General features: G+C 32.4%; 18 protein-coding genes. 9 read left to right on the top strand and 9 right to left on the bottom strand.

The window, feature by feature from the left end; genetic code table 11:
- Positions 1-19 precede the first annotated feature (19 nt).
- The 5 genes from lysA to fahA form a co-directional block, all read right to left on the bottom strand.
- Entirely contained in the window at positions 20-1225 is a 1206-nt protein-coding gene (gene lysA, locus IMZ30_RS01340; RefSeq protein ID WP_207038767.1) for a diaminopimelate decarboxylase, read from the bottom strand.
- A 105-nt stretch (positions 1226-1330) separates the two neighbouring features.
- Entirely contained in the window at positions 1331-2050 is a 720-nt protein-coding gene (locus IMZ30_RS01335; RefSeq protein WP_317194397.1) for a hypothetical protein, read from the bottom strand.
- Positions 2051-2143: 93 nt separating this feature from the next.
- Positions 2144-2584, bottom strand: coding sequence for a hotdog fold thioesterase (locus IMZ30_RS01330; RefSeq protein WP_207038765.1), 441 nt, complete (start codon positions 2582-2584; stop codon positions 2144-2146).
- Entirely contained in the window at positions 2584-5001 is a 2418-nt protein-coding gene (gene pheT, locus IMZ30_RS01325) for a phenylalanine--tRNA ligase subunit beta (protein WP_207038764.1), read from the bottom strand. Before pheT ends, IMZ30_RS01330 begins: the two co-directional genes overlap by 1 nt.
- Positions 5002-5130: 129 nt before the next feature.
- On the bottom strand, positions 5131-6414 hold the full coding sequence (fahA, locus tag IMZ30_RS01320) for a fumarylacetoacetase (RefSeq protein WP_207038763.1): 1284 nt from the start codon (positions 6412-6414) through the stop codon (positions 5131-5133).
- Positions 6415-6525: 111 nt separating this feature from the next.
- Here fahA and glyA point away from each other — a divergent pair, with 111 nt between their 5' ends.
- Together glyA and IMZ30_RS01310 are read left to right on the top strand one after the other, a co-directional pair.
- Positions 6526-7809 carry a serine hydroxymethyltransferase gene (gene glyA / locus IMZ30_RS01315; RefSeq protein WP_410523997.1) on the top strand — a complete coding sequence of 428 codons (1284 nt, stop codon included), beginning with the start codon at positions 6526-6528 and terminating at the stop codon, positions 7807-7809.
- 13 nt (positions 7810-7822) lie between these two features.
- Positions 7823-8227: a DUF2059 domain-containing protein gene (locus tag IMZ30_RS01310; RefSeq protein ID WP_207038761.1), complete on the top strand. Its 405-nt coding sequence runs from the start codon at positions 7823-7825 to the stop codon at positions 8225-8227.
- A gap of 71 nt (positions 8228-8298) precedes the next feature.
- Here the strand turns inward: IMZ30_RS01310 and IMZ30_RS01305 are convergent, their stop codons facing one another.
- From IMZ30_RS01305 to IMZ30_RS01295, 3 genes are read right to left on the bottom strand one after another with little or no spacing between them, the layout of a single operon-like run.
- Entirely contained in the window at positions 8299-11004 is a 2706-nt protein-coding gene (locus tag IMZ30_RS01305; protein ID WP_207038760.1) for a carboxypeptidase-like regulatory domain-containing protein, read from the bottom strand.
- Positions 11005-11047: 43 nt separating this feature from the next.
- On the bottom strand, positions 11048-11884 hold the full coding sequence (locus IMZ30_RS01300) for a GLPGLI family protein (protein ID WP_207038759.1): 837 nt from the start codon (positions 11882-11884) through the stop codon (positions 11048-11050).
- A 50-nt stretch (positions 11885-11934) separates the two neighbouring features.
- On the bottom strand, positions 11935-12663 hold the full coding sequence (locus IMZ30_RS01295; protein WP_207038758.1) for a biotin--[acetyl-CoA-carboxylase] ligase: 729 nt from the start codon (positions 12661-12663) through the stop codon (positions 11935-11937).
- 95 nt (positions 12664-12758) lie between these two features.
- Between IMZ30_RS01295 and rsfS the strand changes: the two genes are divergently transcribed.
- From rsfS to IMZ30_RS01265, 6 genes are all read left to right on the top strand, one after another.
- Positions 12759-13124 (top strand): ribosome silencing factor, encoded by a 366-nt coding sequence (rsfS, locus tag IMZ30_RS01290; protein WP_242529679.1) that lies wholly within the window; start codon positions 12759-12761, stop codon positions 13122-13124.
- A gap of 16 nt (positions 13125-13140) precedes the next feature.
- Positions 13141-15264, top strand: a complete 2124-nt coding sequence (gene ftsH, locus IMZ30_RS01285) for an ATP-dependent zinc metalloprotease FtsH (RefSeq protein ID WP_207038757.1) — start codon at positions 13141-13143, stop codon at positions 15262-15264.
- Positions 15265-15369: 105 nt separating this feature from the next.
- On the top strand, positions 15370-15972 hold the full coding sequence (locus tag IMZ30_RS01280) for an LUD domain-containing protein (RefSeq protein WP_207038756.1): 603 nt from the start codon (positions 15370-15372) through the stop codon (positions 15970-15972).
- Between the two features lie 3 nt (positions 15973-15975).
- Positions 15976-16779 carry a phosphatidate cytidylyltransferase gene (locus tag IMZ30_RS01275; RefSeq protein WP_207038755.1) on the top strand — a complete coding sequence of 268 codons (804 nt, stop codon included), beginning with the start codon at positions 15976-15978 and terminating at the stop codon, positions 16777-16779.
- The gene (locus IMZ30_RS01270) at positions 16769-17431 is read left to right on the top strand and encodes a phosphatidylserine decarboxylase family protein (RefSeq protein ID WP_207038754.1); all 663 of its coding nucleotides are present in this window, start codon (positions 16769-16771) and stop codon (positions 17429-17431) included. The genes IMZ30_RS01275 and IMZ30_RS01270 overlap by 11 nt, the downstream gene beginning before the upstream one ends.
- Positions 17424-17735, top strand: coding sequence for an acyl-CoA-binding protein (locus tag IMZ30_RS01265; protein ID WP_207038753.1), 312 nt, complete (start codon positions 17424-17426; stop codon positions 17733-17735). Before IMZ30_RS01270 ends, IMZ30_RS01265 begins: the two co-directional genes overlap by 8 nt.
- A gap of 102 nt (positions 17736-17837) precedes the next feature.
- Here IMZ30_RS01265 and IMZ30_RS01260 read toward each other — a convergent pair whose 3' ends face one another.
- Positions 17838-20465, bottom strand: a complete 2628-nt coding sequence (locus IMZ30_RS01260; protein ID WP_207039655.1) for a valine--tRNA ligase — start codon at positions 20463-20465, stop codon at positions 17838-17840.
- A 125-nt stretch (positions 20466-20590) separates the two neighbouring features.
- On the opposite strand from IMZ30_RS01260, the gene IMZ30_RS01255 reads away from it, so the two are divergent.
- Entirely contained in the window at positions 20591-20968 is a 378-nt protein-coding gene (locus IMZ30_RS01255; protein ID WP_207038752.1) for a DUF1573 domain-containing protein, read from the top strand.
- Positions 20969-20972 lie beyond the last annotated feature (4 nt).

The following is a 20972-nucleotide window of genomic DNA, read 5'->3' as shown; positions in this document are numbered from 1 at the left end:
AATGGTTAGAAGTCGCTATTTATATGGCGACTTCAACTTGGTTGCGAATCAAGTCATCGAAGTTTTCATGTTTTCTAATAAGTTTAGCTTCGTTATTGTGCCACAAAACCTCTGCAGGTCTAAATCTAGAGTTATAATTACTAGCCATCGAATAGCAATAGGCACCAGCGTTTTTAAAGGCTAAAATATCACCTTCACTAATTTCAGAAATACGTTTATTGTTGGCAAATGTATCGGTCTCGCAAATATAGCCAACAACCGAGTAAAATCGTTTTTGCTTTCGTGGGTGTGAAATATTGATAATTTCATGTTTCGAACCATAAAGCATTGGCCTAATTAAGTGATTGAAGCCAGAGTCTATTTGAGCAAAAACAGTTGAAGTGGTTTGTTTAACCACATTAACCTTTGCTAAAAAGAAGCCCGCTTCACTAACTAGAAATTTTCCAGGCTCAAAGGCTAAGGTTAAATCTTTGCCGTAATCTTTACAAAATTCATTAAAACGTTTACTTAATTTTTGACCTAGTTGTTCAACATCAGTTTCAATGTCATTTTCATGATAAGGTACTTTAAAGCCGCTTCCAAAATCTAAAAATTCTAAGTTTTTAAATGATTTTGCAGTTTCAAATAAAATTTCAGCCGCATGAAGAAATACTTCAATATCTAAAATATCACTACCAGTATGCATGTGAACGCCATTGATAGTCATTTTGGTATTTTCAACAATCCTTAGAACATGCGGTAATTGGTGAATTGAAATTCCGAATTTAGAATCGATATGACCTACTGAGATATTAGTATTTCCACCTGCCATGACATGCGGGTTAATTCGGATACAAACTGGTACTTTTGGATATTTGTGACCAAATTGTTCAAGAATCATTAGATTGTCAATATTGATTTGGACGCCTAATTGAACGGCTTCTTCAAGTTCTGAAAATGAAACACCATTTGGTGTAAAAATTATTTTTTCTGGAGAAACACCAGCTTTTAATCCTAACTTGACTTCTTGTATTGAAACGGTGTCGAGACCACTTCCTAAAGAATTGAAGAGTTTTAGAACTGAAACATTGGACAAAGCTTTTACAGCATAGTGTAAACGTAAATGTTTAACCTTTTTAAATGCATCTGTAAGGCGTTTATACTGGGAAATCATCTTATTACTATCATAAACATAAATTGGATTTCCAAATTCTGATGCGACTTGTAAAAGGTCTGTTTGTTTCATTTTAATTATTTTTTATTAAGACATTGTTTGGTTTAAAAAGTTGTATGTAATTCATAAAAAAACCCGCATTTATGCGGGTTTCAAAAATTATTATTCCGCTATTTATCAGGCATTATAATATTTACTTTTCCAAATAGCTTCATTGAAGTTTTTACCTTTTGCAAAACCATAATATAAAGCAACACCACCAATCCATTTAAACATAAAAATGAATAACAAGAAAAACTCTGTTCCAGCATTTTCAGGATCCATAAAAAAGCCGTTAGGAACAAGTGAGGTTGTAATTAATGCTGCAATAAATACAGTAAGCATAAAGTTTTCAAAACATTTAAATGGCCACATTGCTAATTTTCTAAATGGGCTTAAATCATTTCCCCATTTGTGAATTAAATAATAGTAATCATTACCAATAGGTGCAAATAATAGTGGGTCATCAGCATTCTCTAACTTAAATAATTTTGAAGGTGCCATAATTTTGAAACCTTTGAGTTCAGTTTCGTGTTCTTGCTCTAAATTTTTAATTTTTTGAATAGCTTCAAAAGGAATTTCATTTTTAAAATAACTAGAATCAAGAAATCTCAAACGGTAATCAATACAAATTTTTTGAATATGGCTGATGTGATATATGTTTTTAGATTCTAATAAATCTAAATCAAAATTATTAAAATTGACATCATCACTATTGTTTAATTTAGATTGAATAGAGTTGTATTTATCTTCAACTTGGTCAAAAATAGTTTTGATTTGATCAAGTAACTTTTCACCAGAATTATCTCGGTTTCTTACGCGTTCTAACTTTGATTGTAAATTTGTTTTTGCGAGCATCATATATCAATTTCTACATTCGGTATAAATGTAGGTATAGAAAATAAGTTATAAAATGCTTAGATTAAAATTTAACACTCATTAAATAGATTTTCAACTATTTTCTTTCAATCTAATAAAACTGTATACACCTTTACCTTCAGCCAGCAATTCTTGTTTTGGGTCATTTGCCAAGTAGGCCTTCATTTTAGTAACTAGAATGCGTTTTCCTAAACGTACAGTTTCACCTTCAACTATAATTGCTTCATTATGAGCTGGTCTTAAAAAATCTACCCGAATATCAATGGTAGACATTTTGTCTTCCAAAGAGCTTAAATGTGTGCCTCCAACTAATCCTCCAACCGAATCCATTATGGTTGTAATTATACCGCCATGCCAACGATTACTTCGAATATCACCAACAACTTCAGGTCTAAAAGGTACTTTTACTTTTGCAAAATCAGTTTTAATATCAAGTAATTTTAGACCTAAGAATTTATGGATTGGCACAAATTCCTCAACCATTTTCTTTACAAAATCATCTTGCAAATCCATTAGCGTAAGCTTGCGTTGAGTTGTTTTTCAAACTGTTGTTGTAATTTATTCATAATCTTGTCTACTTGCTTATCGGTAATTGTTTTATGTTCGTCTCTAAAATTAAAGCTCACGGCATAACTTTTTTTGCCTTCGGGTAGATTTTTACCTGTGTAGACGTCAAATAAATCGACAGTTTGTAATAGTTTTTTGTCAGTTTTCTTAGCAATTTCTTCAATTTGACTAAACTTGATTTTATCATCTAGTAATAAAGCAAAATCACGTCTTGTCGATGGAAACTTTGAAATAGTTGATGATTTAAACTGATGATTTTTAATTAATTCAAGTATATGGTCCCAATAGAAATCTGCATATAATACAGTTTGTTCTATCTTAAAGTGCTCTAAAATGGAAGTTTTAACACGACCAAATTCTACTAATTTAATTTTTTTTGATTTGAATAAGACACCTTCGCTAATACAGTCATTATCAGTTGAAGCAACTATATTAAAATCGATGTTTAGACGTTCTAATATACTTTCAATAATGCCTTTTAGATAGAAGAAATCAGTTGGTTTTTGGGTATTAAGCCATGAATCTGGTGTTCTATTTCCTGTTAAAAATAAACTTAAATGTTTATGCTCTTCGTGGTTTTTATATTTATGGTAAGTTTTTCCAAACTCAAATAACTTTAAATCTAAGTTATTTCGATTTAAATTATAACTAACTGATTCTAATCCAGAAAATAGCATGGACTGTCTTAAAACACTTAAATCTTGACTTAATGGATTGATAATGTTTACATTATGATGCTCATTAATTTGTTCAGATAACTCAATATAACTGCTTTTTGTAAGTGAGTTTGCCATGGTTTCGCTAAAACCTTGAGCTACAAGTTGGTTTGCAATTAGGTTTTGAATTTTATAGTCATCAAATTTTGATGTGTTAGCAACTGAAACTGTAAATTTGCTATCTGTATCAATTGAGTTATAGCCGTAAACACGGAGGATCTCTTCAATTACATCAACTTCTCTCTGTACATCAACACGATAAGCAGGAATAGTTAGACCAAGACCGCTTTCAGTTACATTATTAACTTTAATTTCTAGTGAAGCTAATATAGATTTAATTGTTTCTGTATGTATATCTTCACCAATTAATCGGTTTATTTTATCAAAACTTAAAAAGACCTGAAAATCTTCAATTTTTTTCGGGTAAAAGTCATCGACATCACTACTCACTTTTCCGCCAGCAAGCTGTTGAATTAAAATAGCGGCTCTTCTCAGGGCGTATTTGGTAATGTTAGGATCGATTCCTCTTTCATATCTAAATGAAGCATCTGTATTTAAGCCATGTCTTTTGGCAGTTTTACGAATGCTTACAGAGTTAAAATAAGCACTTTCTAAAAAAACTGATGTTGTATTATCTTTTACGCCAGAATTTAGACCACCATAAACGCCAGCAATACAAAGTGGTTTTTCGGCATCACAAATCATTAAATCTTCGCTGTCAAGTTCGCGTTCTACGCCATCAAGTGTTGTAAATTTTGTGCCTTTTTCTACTGTTTTTACAATTATTTTTTGATCTTTAATAAAATCAGCATCAAAAGCATGTAGCGGTTGACCTAGTTCATGCATGACATAATTAGTTGTGTCTACAATATTATTTATGGGTTTAATGCCAATTGCTTTAAGCCTATTTTGTAGCCAATCAGGTGAAGGTTTTACACTCACACCTGAAATGCTAACAGAACTATATCTTGGCGCAAGTTTAGGGTTTTTAACTTCAACTGAAATACGTTTACTTCTGTCTTCTACATGAAAATTACTAGTTGAAGGTGTGTCTATAGCTGTATTAATTTCTTTTTGAATTAAACCAGCTCGTAAGTCTCTAGCAACGCCCCAATGGCTCATGGCATCTGCACGATTAGGAGTTAGGCCAATTTCAAAAACATCATCTACTTCAACCTCGAAAATTTGAGAAAGTGGTGTGCCAACTTCTAGTTTTTCGTCTAAAACCATAATTCCATCATGGCTAGCACCGAGACCAATTTCATCTTCAGCACAAATCATACCTTCACTAACTTCTCCACGAAGTTTCCCTTTTTTAATAGTCCAAGGCTCATCAGCATTATATAATGTCGTGCCTACGGTAGCTACAGGTACTTTTTGCCCTTTTGCAACGTTTGGAGCACCACAAACAATTTGTACGGTTTTAGACCCTAAATTAACTTGAGTAAGTTTAAGTCGATCTGCATTTGGATGTTGCTGGCATTCTATAACTTCTCCAACAATTAATCCTTTAAGTTGCCCTGGGATTGATTCATATTTCGAAATACCTTCAACTTCAAGTCCAAGGTTGGTTAATAATTGTTCAGTTTCTTCAGCAGAAGCATCTGTTTTTATAAATTGTTTTAACCAGTTGTAGGAAATTTTCATGAGTTATTAAATTGAATTTGCAAAGATAACAATACAAGTTTGTCATTAAAATTATAGTTTGAATTAAACCAAAAAAATCGCCTTGTTAAAAGACGATTTAAATGTTGTAAACTCATAGAACTTAAAGTGCTAATCTTTAAATACTGGTAAAATTTTAGTTGAAACTTCTCCAAAACCAATTCTAACTTCATGGTTATGACAATGCGCTCTCATAATAACGGTGTCATGGTCTTCTATAAATTTTCTTTCTTGACCATTTTTTAATTTCAATGGTTTAGAGCCACGCCAACTTAGCTCAAGCATAGAGCCATAAGAGTCTGGAGTTGGTCCTGAGATTGTTCCACTCGCTAACATATCGCCACTATTAATATTACAACCATTTACGGTGTGGTGAGCTAATTGCTGACTCATATTCCAATACATATATTTAAAGTTAGAGCGAGACACGACGGTTTCTTCAGGCTCTTTATCCGGTCTAATGGCAACTTCTAAATCAATATCAAAACTCTTTTTTCCTTCACTTTGTAAATAAGGTAAAAGTTCTTGTTCAGGTTTTGGTCCTTCAGTTCTAAAAGGTTCTAGTGCATCGAGTGTGACTATCCAAGGTGAAACAGACGAACCAAAGTTTTTACCCAAAAATGGTCCTAGAGGTACATATTCCCATTTTTGAATATCACGTGCACTCCAGTCATTGAAAATAACCATTCCGAAAATATAATCTTCTGCTTCATTTACACGAATTGGTTCACCTAAATGATTTCCAGCGGTTGTTACAAAGGCCATTTCTAATTCAAAATCTAGTAATCTTGACGGTCCATAAATTGGTTTATCAGCGCCTTTAGGCAGTTTTTGGCCTTGTGGTCTGTGTAAAGGAATTCCACTAGGTACAATTGATGAGCTTCTGCCATGATAACCAACAGGCATGTGTAGCCAGTTTGGTAGAAGTGCATTGTCAGGATCTCTAAACATTTTCCCTACATTGGTAGCGTGTTCTTTACTTGAGTAGAAATCTGTGTAATCACCTACTTGAACAGGCATTTGCATTTCGATTTCGTCAAGGGTAAATAAAATTATTTTACGATGTTCTTCATTATTTTTTAAAACATCATTTTTTTTATCAAAAATCTCAGCTATTCGATTTCTTACAGAGCGCCAGGTTTTTCTACCATCGGCAATAAAATCGTTTAAAGTATCCTGTAAGAAAATATCGTCTGTAAGTGGTATGCCATCAAAATAGCCTAATTGATGTAGCGCACCTAAATCAATAGCGTAATCACCAATTCGAGTTCCGATAGTGATAATATCATCACGTGTTAAAAACACACCAAATGGAATATTTTGAATGGGGAAATCTGTGTTTTCTGAAATATCTAACCAAGTTTCCCTGTTAGGATTGTTAGCTTCTAAAGACATATGCTGTAATTTAATTATAAATTTATTAATGTTTCTTCAAATATATTATTTTATGTGAATTTACTAAATGCTTTTCTTATTTTTGACTTAAATTAACGATTTAATACAATGATGAAAGATAAAGCGGTTTTAGATTTAATTTTTGCCGAAGAAGAACGCCAAAAAAATGGTTTAGAACTTATCGCAAGTGAAAATTTTGTTTCTCAAGATGTTTTAGCTGCGGCAGGCTCAGTTTTAACTAATAAGTATGCAGAAGGTTATCCTGGTAAACGTTATTACGGCGGCTGCGAAGTGGTAGATCAAGTTGAAGATTTGGCTAAAGATCGTCTTAAAAAGTTATTTAATGCTGATTATGCAAATGTTCAACCTCACTCAGGTTCACAAGCTAATACAGCAGTTTTTTCTGTCGTTTTAAAACCAGGCGATAAAATTTTAGGATTTGATTTAGCACATGGCGGTCATTTAACACATGGTTCGCCGGTAAACTTCTCAGGTAAACTTTATCAACCCGTATTTTACGGTGTTGATGAAAATACTGGTCTTATAGATTACAATCAGGTAAGAGAAGTTGCCGTAAAAGAAAAACCACAATTAATTATTGCAGGCGCTTCAGCTTATTCTAGAGAGATTGATTATAAAAAATTCAGAGAAATAGCCGATGAAGTAGGCGCTTTATTGTTAGCTGACATGGCTCATCCTGCTGGTTTAATAGCAACAGGTTTGTTGCAAAGCCCAGTTGAACATTGCCATATAGTTACTTCAACCACACACAAAACCATACGTGGTCCTCGAGGAGGAATTATTTTAATGGGGAAAGATTTTGAAAATCCATTTGGCTTAAAACTAAAAAGCGGTAAGCTTAAAAAAATGTCTAGCCTTTTAGATAGTGGTGTGTTTCCTGGAAATCAAGGTGGACCTCTAGAGCATATTATTGCGGCCAAAGCAGTTGCTTTTGGAGAAGCATTAACTGATGATTTTTTACACTATCAAAAGCAAGTGGTTAAAAATGCACAGGCCATGGCTACTGAGTTTGTGGCCAAGGATTATAAACTTATTTCTGGTGGCACAGACAACCATATGATGCTAATTGATTTAAGAAACAAAAATATTACAGGCAAAGAAGCAGAAGCAGCTTTAGGTAAAGCAGGAATTACAGTTAACAAAAATATGGTGCCATTTGATACGCAATCACCTTTTGTAACTTCTGGTATTCGAGTTGGTACACCAGCTGTTACTACTCGAGGTCTACTTGAAGCTGATATGAAACAAGTAGTAAACTTTATAGATCAAGCAATTATTAATTACCAAGACGAAGCTATTTTAGAACAAATTAAGCAAGATGTTCACCTTATGATGTCTGAAAAGCCGTTATTTCAAGAAAACGTAACCATTTAATTATTTTTATACCATGAAAAAGTTAGTACTATTAGCAATGTTATGTGTCGTTAGTTTCGGCTTTGCACAAGACGTAGATTCTGCACATTTAAAAGATGCTGTTAAAATGATGAAGATGTCCAACAACACAGTTGAAACAGCTTTAGAGCCACTTTATATGCAGATACCAGAAGATAAAGTAGCTGATTTTAAAAAAGATTTGCAGCCAGTTTTAGATGATATGTATGAAAAACTAGCTAAAAAAGCAATTGAGGTTTATTCTCATGAAGAAATTAAAGCTATGCTTGAGTTTTATAACACAGACTTAGGTAAGAAAATGCTTGAAGGTCAAGATGAAATATTTCAAGCTTCAATGCAAATAGGCCAAGAAATGTCTATGGAAATGATGCCAATTTTTCAAAAATACATGCAAAACTAAAATTGAAGTTTTACCGATTAAAAAAGCGCCTTTGATTTCAAAAGCGCTTTTTTTTTGTAAAAATTTATATTCTATAAACTATAAATTAAGCGAAAAGAAATAAATCTTGGTTGTATGAAATATTCGCTAGCGCTTACTGAAATGTTAGAATTTGTACTTTGGCTTTGCCGGTCTGTGTCAAGTAGGTTAGTGGCTTTAAGTTCATATTCTAATTTACTATCAGCATTTTTACGATAGCTTAAGCTTGCATTCCAAAACTCAAAACTATTCAAAGTACCATCTTCATCACTAAAATTATTGTAAGCATAATCAGTTTTAAAAGTTAGTGTTTTAAATATTAATGCATCAAAACTAACTGAAGGAGAGTTTGTGTAAAATTTGGTACGTCTATTTCCTTGATCATTATCTTGAATGCTATATCGATATGCAATTTCAAAGTTTGGAGCATCTCTGAAGTTTGTTCTCAGTTCAGCATTGTAAGTTTGCGAATAATTTTCGTTAACTGAACGTTCTCCTTGTATAAATTGGTTGAATTTTGAATAATTGAAGTTACCGCCAACGCTTGCTCTAAGTTTACCAAAACTTCTTTGAAAACGACCGTTAGCCGAGAAGTTTTCATCTGCAAAGTCAGAGTTAAAAGGAGAGTTTGTTCTGATAACACTTTCAAAATTTGTTAAATTTCTAATTTGATCGATACGCTTATTGTAATTTAAACTGCCAAAGACATTGGTGTAATTAAATAGATTAAAACTGAAGTAACTCAGATTTACATTGTGCGAAAATGCATTGTCTAAAGCTCTATTACCTGAATAAAGCGAGTTGTAACGATTAAGTACTAAGCCTTCAGCTAAGTTTGTTACATCTGTAAATTGTGTTTGCATTCGGTAATTAAAAATAATACGTTCACTCTTTTTTAATTGTACACGAATGTTCAAATCTGGCAAAATTCTATAAAAATCGTCTTTATATTTTTCATTAAACTGTGTGTTGTTCCAACTATAAGCATGAGCTGAAAAGCCTGGTGTGAACGTGAAAATACCAGACTTCAACTTGTAATGCACGCCAAGATATAAATCAGTAAAGTTGTATGTTATATCATTAATATTTGATAAGTCTGTATTGACAGGCACAGGTTCAAATTGAGAATTATCATCTAAAAATTGAAAGATTTCTGAATTAAACTCTTGTCTACTCAAAATACTTCCGACTGTTAAGTTTAAGTGACTTTTTTTATTAAGAATATTCCAATAATCTAATTTTGCATCTAACTGATTTGATTGCACACGTTTTTCTTGAGCTACGTTATAGTTAGATTGAAGGTTGTCTAGCCCGATACCGTTTGCCGTTGTAACGTATGAATCTTTATTGCGTAAAATGGCATTGTAAAATGGGTCTTCATCTTGTATTAAATGCTGTGCTTCAAAAGCAAAAATATTGTCTTCATTATGTGTGTAATAATAGTTGAGGTTTTGGTTGATGCTAAATGGGTTAATTTCTTCAATTTGATCAATTTCCCCAACTACAGAAGAAAAGAAGTCTTGTGTTTGTTCTTCTCTAGAAGTTTTTGCAACAACATCATAGTCTAATTGATTATTAACATCAGGCTTATACTTAGCAGATAATTTCAACATACCCAGTTGGCTTTCTTGTAGCGTATTATTATTTGTGATTTCGTCTGGGATATTTAAATCGTTATCTGTGTAAATCACCGAGTTGTTTTCAATAATTCGCGTTGTATTGCCAGAGTAAATTGCAAAACCGCTTAAATCAAGTGTTTTTTTTGGTGAATAACTAAGGTTAGCAGCTGCAAATTGCGATTCAATATCGGCTGCACGGTCATTTTGTAAACTTAAGAATCCTAGATTATTACTTCCTAAATCTATATTCGTGCCACTCTGGCGACTTGGCATTCTAAAGCCACCACTAAAGTTAAAATAATCACGACGGGTAAAAGCAACTTCACCTAAATTATTAACATCACCTATAAAGTTAATACTATAGTTTGGGCTGTAGTAAAAAAGTTTGGGCTGAAAAATGTATAAGCCATTAGCTTCTGTATATCCACCACCAGCTTTAATGTCTCCAAACCAAAAATTTTCTTTGCCTTCTTTTAATTTTATATTTATCGCATAATTATCTTGATTGTTTTGAACACCTCTGAGTTGACCAACTTCACCATAGTTTTTTAAAACTTGGACTTTGTCTACAGCATTTGAAGGAATATTTTTAGAGGCAAGTTTAGAGTCTCCATCAAAAAAATCTTTCCCATCTACCATTACTTTTTGTACGCGTTGACCTTCAACTTCAATCTCACCATCATCATTAACTTCAATTCCGGGTAGTTTTTTTAAAATATCTTCAAGTTTACGTTCTGTACCATTTTTAAATGAATCTGCGTTATAAACAAGTGTGTCACCGCGTATTTCAACAGGCATTTCATAAACTAATTGTACTTCGTCTAACGCATTGTCAAGGTATAATTTGATGTCTCGCTTAATCGATTCAGATTTGGTTGTTAAGTTAAATTCGGCTGTTTTCATACCAACATAACTTGCTTGAATATTATACACTTGGTTAGATTTTAAACTAAGTTTAAAATCTCCCATTTTATTGGTGATGGCATAAGATTCCATTAATTTCGTGGTTGTGTCTATTGCTATTACATTAGCCATTTCTAAAGGAGTGCCAAGACTATCAATTACTTTTCCTTGAAATGTAACTTGTGCGATTGAAGTGCTAAAAACTAAATATAAAGCAAGTTTGAGAAATAGTTTCATAAGGTAGAGTGGTTTAATTAGATAAAAAAAGTAGCTTCATTATTTAGCGTCTACGACCGCGATACATTTCGCGCATCTCTTCCATCTTTTTCTTGATAATTTTATTGTATTCGGTCTGAGTTACAATATCTCCTTTTTCTGGTTTATTGATATTGATCTCTTCTTGAGGATTAATGATAATTTTTTTACACAAAATTGTGGTTCTATCGGCATTAATTTCTAGAATTAATCCAGGTAATCCCCAGTAAGTTGATGGTCCGTGGCTTACAGGGATTTGAGGTGTATACCAAGCTGTAATTTCTATACTTTCAGGTACTTCGACTTGATTAAATGGGTCCTGATTAGACTTATTTGCAATTGAATCTTTCTTTTTTTCAGAATCATCCTTTTTTCTTCGCATACTTCGCCAATCAAATTCATCAACACTTTTTGTAGCTATTGCTTTAAAAACGGTGTATTGACCAATTTTTTTTGTTTCGCCAGTCATTTTCCATTGTAATTGCTCTAAGGAGTCTGTAATTAAAAAGCGTTTGCCAAAGAACTCTTGCTCTTGAATGAGTAATTGGTCACTCAAGTTTTTGTATTGAGGGCCAGCGGTAAAACTCCCCATCATACCAAAACCACGACTTCCTGGTGCTTCTAGTTGCTCATCTTCTTTGTATAATGATTCTGATTTTGTGAAATTTAAAATATAGGTTTTCTCGAACATACTCTTCATACGTTCCATAATCATTTTCTTTTGTTGTTCACTCATTTTATTACCGCCCCAATTATCTAAGTCAACCGTGGTTTTAGACATATAAACGGCTTGGCCTTTAAAGTTTTGAGATTGAATAGTGGTTGCAAACACACAACAAAATAAGATTAAAAAATGTTTCATAATAATAATTTCTTTATAAGACGTCAATTTATGAGATTGGTTACAGATTTTTAGTATAGTTGTTTAATTTGCTTAAGTTCAAATTCTGAAGTTTCATTTTCAAACTCAACTTTTAGAAAGCCCTGATCAGAAACAGATTTTATAATCCCTACTGAAATAGATTGGTCTGGAAAATGAAAGCTTTGTACTTTATTAAAACCTAAAAGTTTCGCGTAATAGTCTTGTTTAACACCCTCAAATTCTTGATGAAGTAAGCTTTGATAAACTTTTTCTATTTCAAGATTTAAAGACCTAAAGACAGTATCTATAGATATTTTTTGTCCTAATATAAGTTGTAAAGAGCTCGCTTTTGGAAGTTCAGAAAAATCAATTTGATTCACATTAAGTCCAACCCCAATAATACTAGAGTTAATATGGTTTTGTTTGAAATTATTTTCTATCAAAATACCACATATTTTTTTTCTTCCTGACAAGATGTCGTTTGGCCACTTAATTTTTAAGTGGGGTAAATTAAAATGCTTTAAAGTTTTAATAATTGCCAAAGAACTTAGCATACTTATAATAAAACTATGGTCAGGACAAATCTTTAAATTAGGCAATAAATAACTTACTATGAGGTTTTTGCCGCTTTCGCTTTGCCAAGAAGTGCCCATTTGCCCACGGCCATTTGTTTGTGTGTTTGCTTTAACGCAGTATACTTCATTTAGTTCGGTTTGAAGTGTAAATTGGCGCATAAATTCATTGGTAGAACTAGTGGCATTAATTTTGATTATTTTCATTATGATAACATGTGGGAATAATCTTTTGTTAACAGGCTTACAATGATGTTAAAAAACATTATTTTTGCTCACAAAATTATAAAATAAACATACCATTGAATACAATCAACAATGATTTATTAATAACAAACATTATCAAGGGCATAGAAGATGTTAAAGGCGATAATGTTAAACTCATTGATTTACGCGAAATAGAGAATACAGTTTGTGATTTTTTTGTTGTTTGCTCAGGTAACTCAAATACACAAGTTGATGCTATAGAGAGCTCAATTAGAAAGCAAGTTAGTAAAGCCATGAAAGATAAGCCTTGGCATGTAGAAGGTCAAGAAAATTCAAAATGGGTATTGATGGATTATGTAAATGTAGTTGTTCATATCTTTCAAAAAGAAACAAGACAATATTACGATATTGAAGGCCTTTGGGGAGACGCAAAAATTACTGAAATTGAAACAAATTATTAAAGAGATTACTTAACTTATGGCAAAACAAACAAATAAGACACCCAACTCATCTAAAAAACCTAACAAGCCGAACAAGCCTAAATTTAATTCATATTGGATATATATCGGTATTATACTTATCTTTTTAGGCGTTCAGTTTTTTGGAAGTTCAGGTTTTTCGGATATAGCTAAAACTAGTCCAGCTGAGTTTGAAGATTATCTGAAATCTGGTGATGTAGAAAAATTAGTTATTGTTAAAAATGCAGGAGTAGCTGAAGTTTATTTAACTCCAGAAGCCAAAGAAAAATCAATACATAAAAAAGCAGTTGGAGAAAGTGTTTTTCCTGGACAGCAAAATCCTAATTATACTTTTGAGTTTGGCGACCTGTCTAATTTTGAAACCAATGTTAAAGAAACTATTGATGAAAATAATTTAAATACTAGGTTAACTTTTGAAAGTCGTTCAGATTTTTGGGGCAACATGCTAGTTAGTTTGTTGCCATTTATTTTAATTATTGGTATTTGGATTTTTATCATGCGCCGAATGAGTGGTGGAGCTGGTGGTGGCGCTGGCGGCCAAATATTTAATATAGGTAAATCTAAAGCTAAATTATTTGATGAGAAAAAAGATATAAAAACATCATTTAAAGATGTTGCTGGTCTAGAAGGTGCTAAAGAAGAAGTTCAAGAAATAGTTGATTTTTTAAAGCACCCTGATAAGTATACTAATTTAGGTGGTAAAATACCGAAAGGAGCTCTTTTAGTTGGTCCTCCAGGTACAGGAAAAACCCTGTTGGCTAAAGCCGTGGCTGGCGAAGCTGGCGTGCCATTCTTTTCATTATCGGGTTCAGACTTTGTTGAAATGTTTGTTGGTGTTGGTGCATCTAGGGTACGTGATTTATTTAAACAAGCTAAAGACAAATCACCAGCTATCATATTTATCGACGAAATTGATGCTATCGGTCGCTCACGAGGAAAAAGTAATTTTTCAGGGTCTAATGATGAGCGTGAAAATACATTAAACCAACTTTTAACTGAAATGGATGGTTTTGGCACTAATACAAATGTTATTGTGCTAGCCGCTACCAACCGTGCTGACGTTTTAGATAAAGCTTTGATGCGTGCTGGTAGATTTGATCGACAAATTTATGTTGATTTACCAGACCTTCGTGAACGTAAAGAAATTTTTGATGTTCACTTAAAGCCACTCAAAAAATTAGACAATGAATTAGATACAGATTTCTTAGCTAAACAAACACCTGGGTTTTCTGGTGCCGATATTGCAAACGTTTGTAATGAAGCAGCACTAGTTGCCGCAAGAAAAGGAAATAAATCAGTAGGAAAGCAAGACTTCCTTGATGCCGTTGACCGTATAATTGGGGGATTAGAAAAGAAAAATAAAATAATGACGCTCGATGAGAAAAAAGCAATTGCTTATCACGAGGCTGGTCATGCTACTGTTAGCTGGATGCTCGAGCATGCAGCTCCACTTGTAAAAGTTACAATTGTTCCAAGAGGACAATCTTTAGGTGCAGCTTGGTATTTACCTGAAGAGCGTTTAATTGTTAGAACTGAACAAATGCTCGATGAAATGTGTGCAACAATGGGTGGTAGAGCTGCCGAAAAGGTAATATTTAATAAAATTTCAACTGGTGCATTAAGCGATCTAGAGAAGGTAACCAAACAAGCTAAAGCTATGGTAACCATATATGGATTGAACGATAAAGTCGGAAATTTAACTTATTACGACTCATCTGGTCAATCTGAATACAATTTCACTAAGCCTTATTCTGATAAGACATCTGAGTTAATTGACGAAGAGATTTCAAATATCATTGAAACACAATATCAAAGAGCTATCCAGATTTTAAATGAAAATAAGGATAAACTTATTGAGTTGGCTGAAATTTTATTAGACAAAGAAGTGATTTTTAAAGATGATTTAGAGAAAATATTCGGTGAACGACCATTTAAAAAACCTGAAATGGTTAAAAATGGTAAACAAACAGCTCCTGAAATCAAAGAAGACTTATCTAAATCTGAAGGTGATGATAATTCTAAGTCTGATGATTCAAAAAATGAAAACTCAGACATGGAAGTTGAAAAAAACAATTCAGTTACAAAAGATTCAAACCAAGAAGAATCTACAAACAAAAAATAGTAAAATAATTATAAATCCTTTTAAAAATTCTTGATGCTGTTAATTAAGTGTCAAGAATTTTTTATATTTGAAATATTTCAAAATGCCCCATTACACAATGTTTATATGAACATCTTTAAAAAGCTTTTTAAGTTTAAAGAATCAAGTCAGGAGTCTGATAATGAAGCAAGCAAGTTTATGCCTGAAACTAAGCTTCCTATAGATGACATGTTTTTAAATAATTTTAAAAAAAACGGTGGCAAGTTTTTATATTGTGAAAACGAAGAAGAGCTACAAGATACATTTCATAACATATTATCTGAAAATAACTGGATAAACAAGCCTTGTTACTATTATTCAAATGAAACTGCAAAGCGTTTTGAAGCCCATGATGTGGAATTTAGCAAAGATAATTCAGCTGATTTTTTTATTTCAAATTGTGAATACCTAATAGGCAATACAGGTGCAATTTTAATAAGTTCTAAACAAATCGGAGATAAAAAGCTTGAAGATTTGCCTTATCACTTTATAGTAACAGCAACAACAAGCCAACTTATTGAAACTATTGGAGAAGGTTTAACTAGGTTAAAATCAAAATATAAAAACAGCATACCGAGTAATATTACGACTTTAAAAACTTTTGAAAAAGATAATAGTGATAAGTCGGACTTTTTAAGTTATGGAAGTACAACAAAAAACCTATATTTGTTGCTGCTTGAAGATTTATAATACATGAATGAGCTTATTAAGCGTTCCATAACAGGAATCCTATATATTTCAATAATAGTATCTACAGCCTTTTTGAGTCATTATGCTTTAATTGCATTTTTTAGTATAATGGGCTTAATTTGTTTGAAAGAGTTACAAGAATTACTTCAATTTAAGAATTATCTTTCCTATGTTGTTTTAATTTCATTATTGCTGATATTTAATTTTACTAGCTTTAATTTTGCTATAGTTTTAGCCCTAATGGCTATGACTCTTACTATTAAATTTTATCTTCTCAAAGATTTATACACCATTAAAACAATTACATTATTCACCAGTAAAAAACATTTAATTACTTTATTTTACCTGGTACCTTCATTTGTTTTTTTAACCTTGATACCTGTTTTTGATGGACAATATATCCCTGAAATTTTGATTGGAATGTTCATTTTAATTTGGTGTAACGATTCATTTGCTTACTTAGTTGGCAAAAGTATTGGCAAGCATAAGCTTTTTGAACGAATTTCTCCTAAAAAAACAATTGAGGGTTTCATTGGAGGTTTAGTTTTCTCACTAATTGCATCAATTTTAATTCACAAGTATGTACCTCAATTAAATTTATTTAGTTGGCTATTTATAGCCCTAATTATCAGTATTTTTGGTACTTTGGGAGATCTTGTGCAATCAAAATTTAAAAGACGTGCATCTGTAAAAGACAGTGGAAAGATTATGCCTGGTCATGGAGGAATTTTTGATAGAATGGATAGTATGCTTTTTTCTAGTACATTTGTCTATCTATTTTTAATTATTGTAGACTATGTTTCATAAGGAAGGTCATAAAATATTAATTTTTACATTATTTATTTGCATTGCTTTAAACTTAGCAGCAAGTTTAGCTTTTCAAAACGTAATTATTCATTATGTTGTATTTGCTGTTACTATAGTAGTATTTTTTCTGATTGCTCAGTTTTTTAGAAATCCAACTCGGATAGTTAAGCAAAATAATCACCATATTTTATCACCGGTAGATGGTAAGGTAGTTGCCATTGAAGAAGTTGTAGAACCTGAATATGCTCAGAAATCAATGCGTTTAATTTCCGTATTTATGTCGCCCATAAATGTTCATGTCACGCGATACCCGATTGGAGGTGAAGTAGTTTACAGTAAATATCACAAAGGAAAATATTTAGTAGCTTGGCATCCAAAATCGAGCGAACTAAACGAGCGTACAACGGTTGTCATAAAAACTGAAAATTTTGGTGAAGTGTTATACCGCCAAATTGCTGGAGCACTGGCAAGGCGTATTGTAAACTATGCTACGCCTAACACAAAAGTTCAACAAGGTACAGATAGTGGATTTATTAAATTTGGATCGCGTGTGGATGTATACATACCATTAGACGCAGAAATAAACGTTAAAATCGGTGACGTTGTTAAGGGCGCTAAATCAGTACTTGCAAAAAGCCAGAATAATGACTAACCAAACCATTAATCAGCTTAACTCTGAAGATTTACATGAGCTTTTTTTAAAAGCCTATAGAGCTGTTAGTCAAACAGATTATAAATTTAAGCAAGACACTTTATTGTATTTTTACGCTTATTATAAAAAGGCGACAAGCGATGCAGATTCTATGCAAATAACCAGTGTACCTGTTAAAGGCAAAAGTGGAGAAGAACTTGTTAACGCTTTTAAAGCCAATGCTTTATTTCAAGCTAAAAGCGTTACGAAAAAAGAGGCTAAAAGAAAATATATTTTGTTAGCGTATAAATATATTGATTTTTAAGCTAGCTTTATATCTACATTTTTATGTAAACCTAAAGCTTTAAATAACCTTACATTAAATAATTAAAAACGCCAAGAAACATATATCTTGGCGTTTATAATTTTATAGACTTTCCAAGCTCTTTTTTACCGTTTCAATTTTGGCTTCTGCATCAGCCTTTTTTTGTTGTTCAATAGCAACAACTTTTTCAGGGGCATTATCTACAAAGCGTTTATTTGATAATTTCTTATCAACTGATTTTAAAAATCCTTTTAAGTAGTTTAGTTCGTCAGTTAATTTTTTTCTTTCTGCTTCAACATCAATTGTGCCCTGTATAGGGATAAAATATTCATTTGTTTTTACTCGAAAACTGATGGTATTGTCAATTTTAGAGTCAACATAGGTAAGCTGATCAATATTTCCCATTTTATTAATAATACTATCAAACTGCTTATCGGCTTGTTCAGAATTAATGACCGACAGGTTAATAGAGGTTTTAAATGGAATATTTTTTTGTTTACGTATGTTTCTAATATTCGAAATTACTTCTGAAGAAAATAAAAAACCGTCTAAAAGCTTTTGGTCGACTGCTTCGGCTGAAGGCCACTCGCTAATAATTAAAGCTTCATCTTTTGTTCTTTCTTTGATTTGATGCCATAAATCTTCTGTAATAAATGGCATAAATGGGTGTAAAATTTTTAAATTATTTTCAAAAAGCTCAATAATACGGTGATAAGTTATAGCATCGATAGGTTGTTGATAGGCTGGTTTTATAATTTCTAATAGCCATGAACAGAAATCGTCCCACACCAATTTATAACTCGTCATTAAAGCATCAGAAATTCTATACTTACTAAAATGATCTTCAATTAGTTGAAGGCTTTTTGCAAATTTTGAAGTATACCATTTTAATGCAAGTTTTGAGTGCTCAGGTTGTTGTAAGTCCGGATCTATTTCCCACGAATTGATGAGTTTAAATGCGTTATAAATTTTATTTCCAAATCCTTTTCCTTGTTGGCAAAGCGCTTTATCAAACAATAAATCGTTACCTGCGGCACTACTTAATAGTAGACCTACGCGTACACCATCGGCACTGTATTCGTCAATCAGTTTTAGGGCATCCGGAGAGTTTCCTAAAGACTTCGACATTTTCTGGCCTTTTTTATCACGCACTAAGCCTGTGAGATAAATGTTTTCAAAGGGCTTTTTGTCGGTATACTCGTAACCAGCCATAATCATTCTAGCTACCCAGAAGAATAAAATATCTGGTCCAGTAACTAAATCTTTTGTTGGATAATAGTAATTAAATTCCTTATTGTTAGGGTTGTTTATTCCATTAAATACAGAAATTGGCCATAACCATGATGAAAACCAAGTGTCTAAAACATCTTCATCTTGTTTAAGATTAGCCTCAGTTAGCTGGTTGTTGTTAGATTGTTTTTTAGCTAACTCTAAAGCTTCAGCTTTTGTTTTTGCAACAACATAATCACCTTTGTCGTTGTAATAGAATGCTGGTATTTGATGTCCCCACCATAATTGTCGAGAGATGTTCCAGTCTCTCACATTTTCTAGCCAATGTTTATAAGTATTTTCAAATTTACTAGGAAAGAGGTTGATTTCTTTTGTTTTTAGAACAGCGTTAAGTGCTGGTTGTGCCAAATCTTTCATTTTCAAAAACCATTGATCTGAAAGCTTTGGTTCTATTACGGCTTTTGTACGTTCTGAAAGCCCAACTTTATTAGTATAATCTTCAACTTTTTGGAGGTGTCCAGCTTCTTTTAATTCATTTGTAAATGCGGTTCTTACTTTAAAGCGATCCTGACCTTCATAATGTAAACCGTGTTGGTTAAGTGTTGCATCATCATTAAAGATATCAATGACATCTAAATGATGTTTGTCGCCAATGATTTTATCATTTTCATCATGTGCTGGTGTAATTTTTAAGCAACCTGTCCCAAATTCAATATCAACATAATCATCTTCAATAATTGGTATGCTTCTTCCAATTATAGGAACAATGGCTTTTTTGCCTTTTAAATGCGTAAAGCGTTCGTCGTTTGGGTTAATGCATATAGCTGTATCACCAAAAATAGTTTCTGGTCTTGTTGTTGCAATGCAAACTTGATCATCTAAGCCTTCAATTTTGTAATTGATATAATACAGTTTGGCTTGTGTTTCTTTATAAATAACCTCTTCGTCTGAAAGTGTTGTTTTGGCTTCAGGATCCCAATTTACCATTCTGTATCCACGATAAATTAGGCCTTTATTATGTAGATCTATAAATGTTTGAATTACAGATTCATACATGTCTTTGTCAAGCGTAAATTTGGTGCGGTCCCAATCACAAGAAGCTCCTAAACTTTGTAATTGTGTTAATATTTTACCACCGTACTCATGCGTCCAATCCCAAGCTTTATTTAAAAATTCTTTTCTGGATAAATCATGTTTAGATTTACCTTCTGCTTTTAATTTGGCAACAACTTTCGCTTCGGTTGCAATTGAGGCATGATCAGTTCCGGGAACCCAGCAAGCATTGTAACCATTAAGACGGGCTTTTCTAATAAGCACATCTTGAATGGTGTTATTTAGCATGTGGCCCATGTGCAAAACGCCTGTTACATTAGGCGGTGGAATAACAATGGTATAAGCCTCGCGTTCATCAGGAACGGATTTAAAATAGCCATTTTCTAACCAGTAGTTATACCATTTTTTTTCTGCTTCTTTGGGATTATATGCTGTACTCATGCTTATTTATTAATAATACAATTGATGGGTCAAAAGTAAAGAATCGCATTCTATTCAGAAACATATCTGTTTATATAATTTTACTTTTTTGTTGGTTTTAAGTTATTTCATACTTTTATAAAAAATTAGTCATGGTAATTAGATCGTTTATTTTTTTTATTCTACTAGGTTTTAATATTATCTCAGCACAGAATAAAGGCGAATTAAAATTTGAAAATACCAGTTATGATTTTGGGAAAATTGCCTACAACAGTGAGGCAAAAGCAATTTTTAATTTTAAAAATATCAGTAAGTTTCCTGTTAATATTAAACGAGTATCTTCAACTTGTGGATGTACTGTTCCAAAAGAACCTAAGAGCCCAATTAATCCTGGAGAATCTTCAGAAATTATTGTGATATATGACTCTACTAGAGTTGGCCCAATTAGAAAAACTTTAACGGTGTATTCTGACGCAGTAAACGCAATGATTACACTTAAAATTATTGGTGAAGTTTTGCCAAAGCAGTAAAATC

The organism is Psychroflexus sp. ALD_RP9, from assembly GCF_017311165.1.
Taxonomy (GTDB): Bacteria; Bacteroidota; Bacteroidia; order Flavobacteriales; family Flavobacteriaceae; genus Psychroflexus.
Note: the sequence above shows the minus strand (reverse complement) of the source record. Positions and strands in the feature narration are given on the sequence as shown.

Excerpts from the sequence above, each read along its gene's own strand:
- lysA (WP_207038767.1), bottom strand. The coding sequence starts at position 1,225 with ATGAAACAAACAGACCTTTTACAAGTCGCATCAGAATTTGGAAATCCA.
- IMZ30_RS01335 (WP_317194397.1), bottom strand. The coding sequence starts at position 2,050 with ATGCTCGCAAAAACAAATTTACAATCAAAGTTAGAACGCGTAAGAAAC.
- IMZ30_RS01330 (WP_207038765.1), bottom strand. The coding sequence starts at position 2,584 with ATGGATTTGCAAGATGATTTTGTAAAGAAAATGGTTGAGGAATTTGTG.
- pheT (WP_207038764.1), bottom strand. The coding sequence starts at position 5,001 with ATGAAAATTTCCTACAACTGGTTAAAACAATTTATAAAAACAGATGCT.
- fahA (WP_207038763.1), bottom strand. The coding sequence starts at position 6,414 with ATGTCTTTAGAAGCTAACAATCCTAACAGGGAAACTTGGTTAGATATT.
- glyA (WP_410523997.1), top strand. The coding sequence starts at position 6,526 with ATGAAAGATAAAGCGGTTTTAGATTTAATTTTTGCCGAAGAAGAACGC.
- IMZ30_RS01310 (WP_207038761.1), top strand. The coding sequence starts at position 7,823 with ATGAAAAAGTTAGTACTATTAGCAATGTTATGTGTCGTTAGTTTCGGC.
- IMZ30_RS01305 (WP_207038760.1), bottom strand. The coding sequence starts at position 11,004 with ATGAAACTATTTCTCAAACTTGCTTTATATTTAGTTTTTAGCACTTCA.
- IMZ30_RS01300 (WP_207038759.1), bottom strand. The coding sequence starts at position 11,884 with ATGAAACATTTTTTAATCTTATTTTGTTGTGTGTTTGCAACCACTATT.
- IMZ30_RS01295 (WP_207038758.1), bottom strand. The coding sequence starts at position 12,663 with ATGAAAATAATCAAAATTAATGCCACTAGTTCTACCAATGAATTTATG.
- ftsH (WP_207038757.1), top strand. The coding sequence starts at position 13,141 with ATGGCAAAACAAACAAATAAGACACCCAACTCATCTAAAAAACCTAAC.
- IMZ30_RS01280 (WP_207038756.1), top strand. The coding sequence starts at position 15,370 with ATGAACATCTTTAAAAAGCTTTTTAAGTTTAAAGAATCAAGTCAGGAG.
- IMZ30_RS01275 (WP_207038755.1), top strand. The coding sequence starts at position 15,976 with ATGAATGAGCTTATTAAGCGTTCCATAACAGGAATCCTATATATTTCA.
- IMZ30_RS01270 (WP_207038754.1), top strand. The coding sequence starts at position 16,769 with ATGTTTCATAAGGAAGGTCATAAAATATTAATTTTTACATTATTTATT.
- IMZ30_RS01265 (WP_207038753.1), top strand. The coding sequence starts at position 17,424 with ATGACTAACCAAACCATTAATCAGCTTAACTCTGAAGATTTACATGAG.
- IMZ30_RS01255 (WP_207038752.1), top strand. The coding sequence starts at position 20,591 with ATGGTAATTAGATCGTTTATTTTTTTTATTCTACTAGGTTTTAATATT.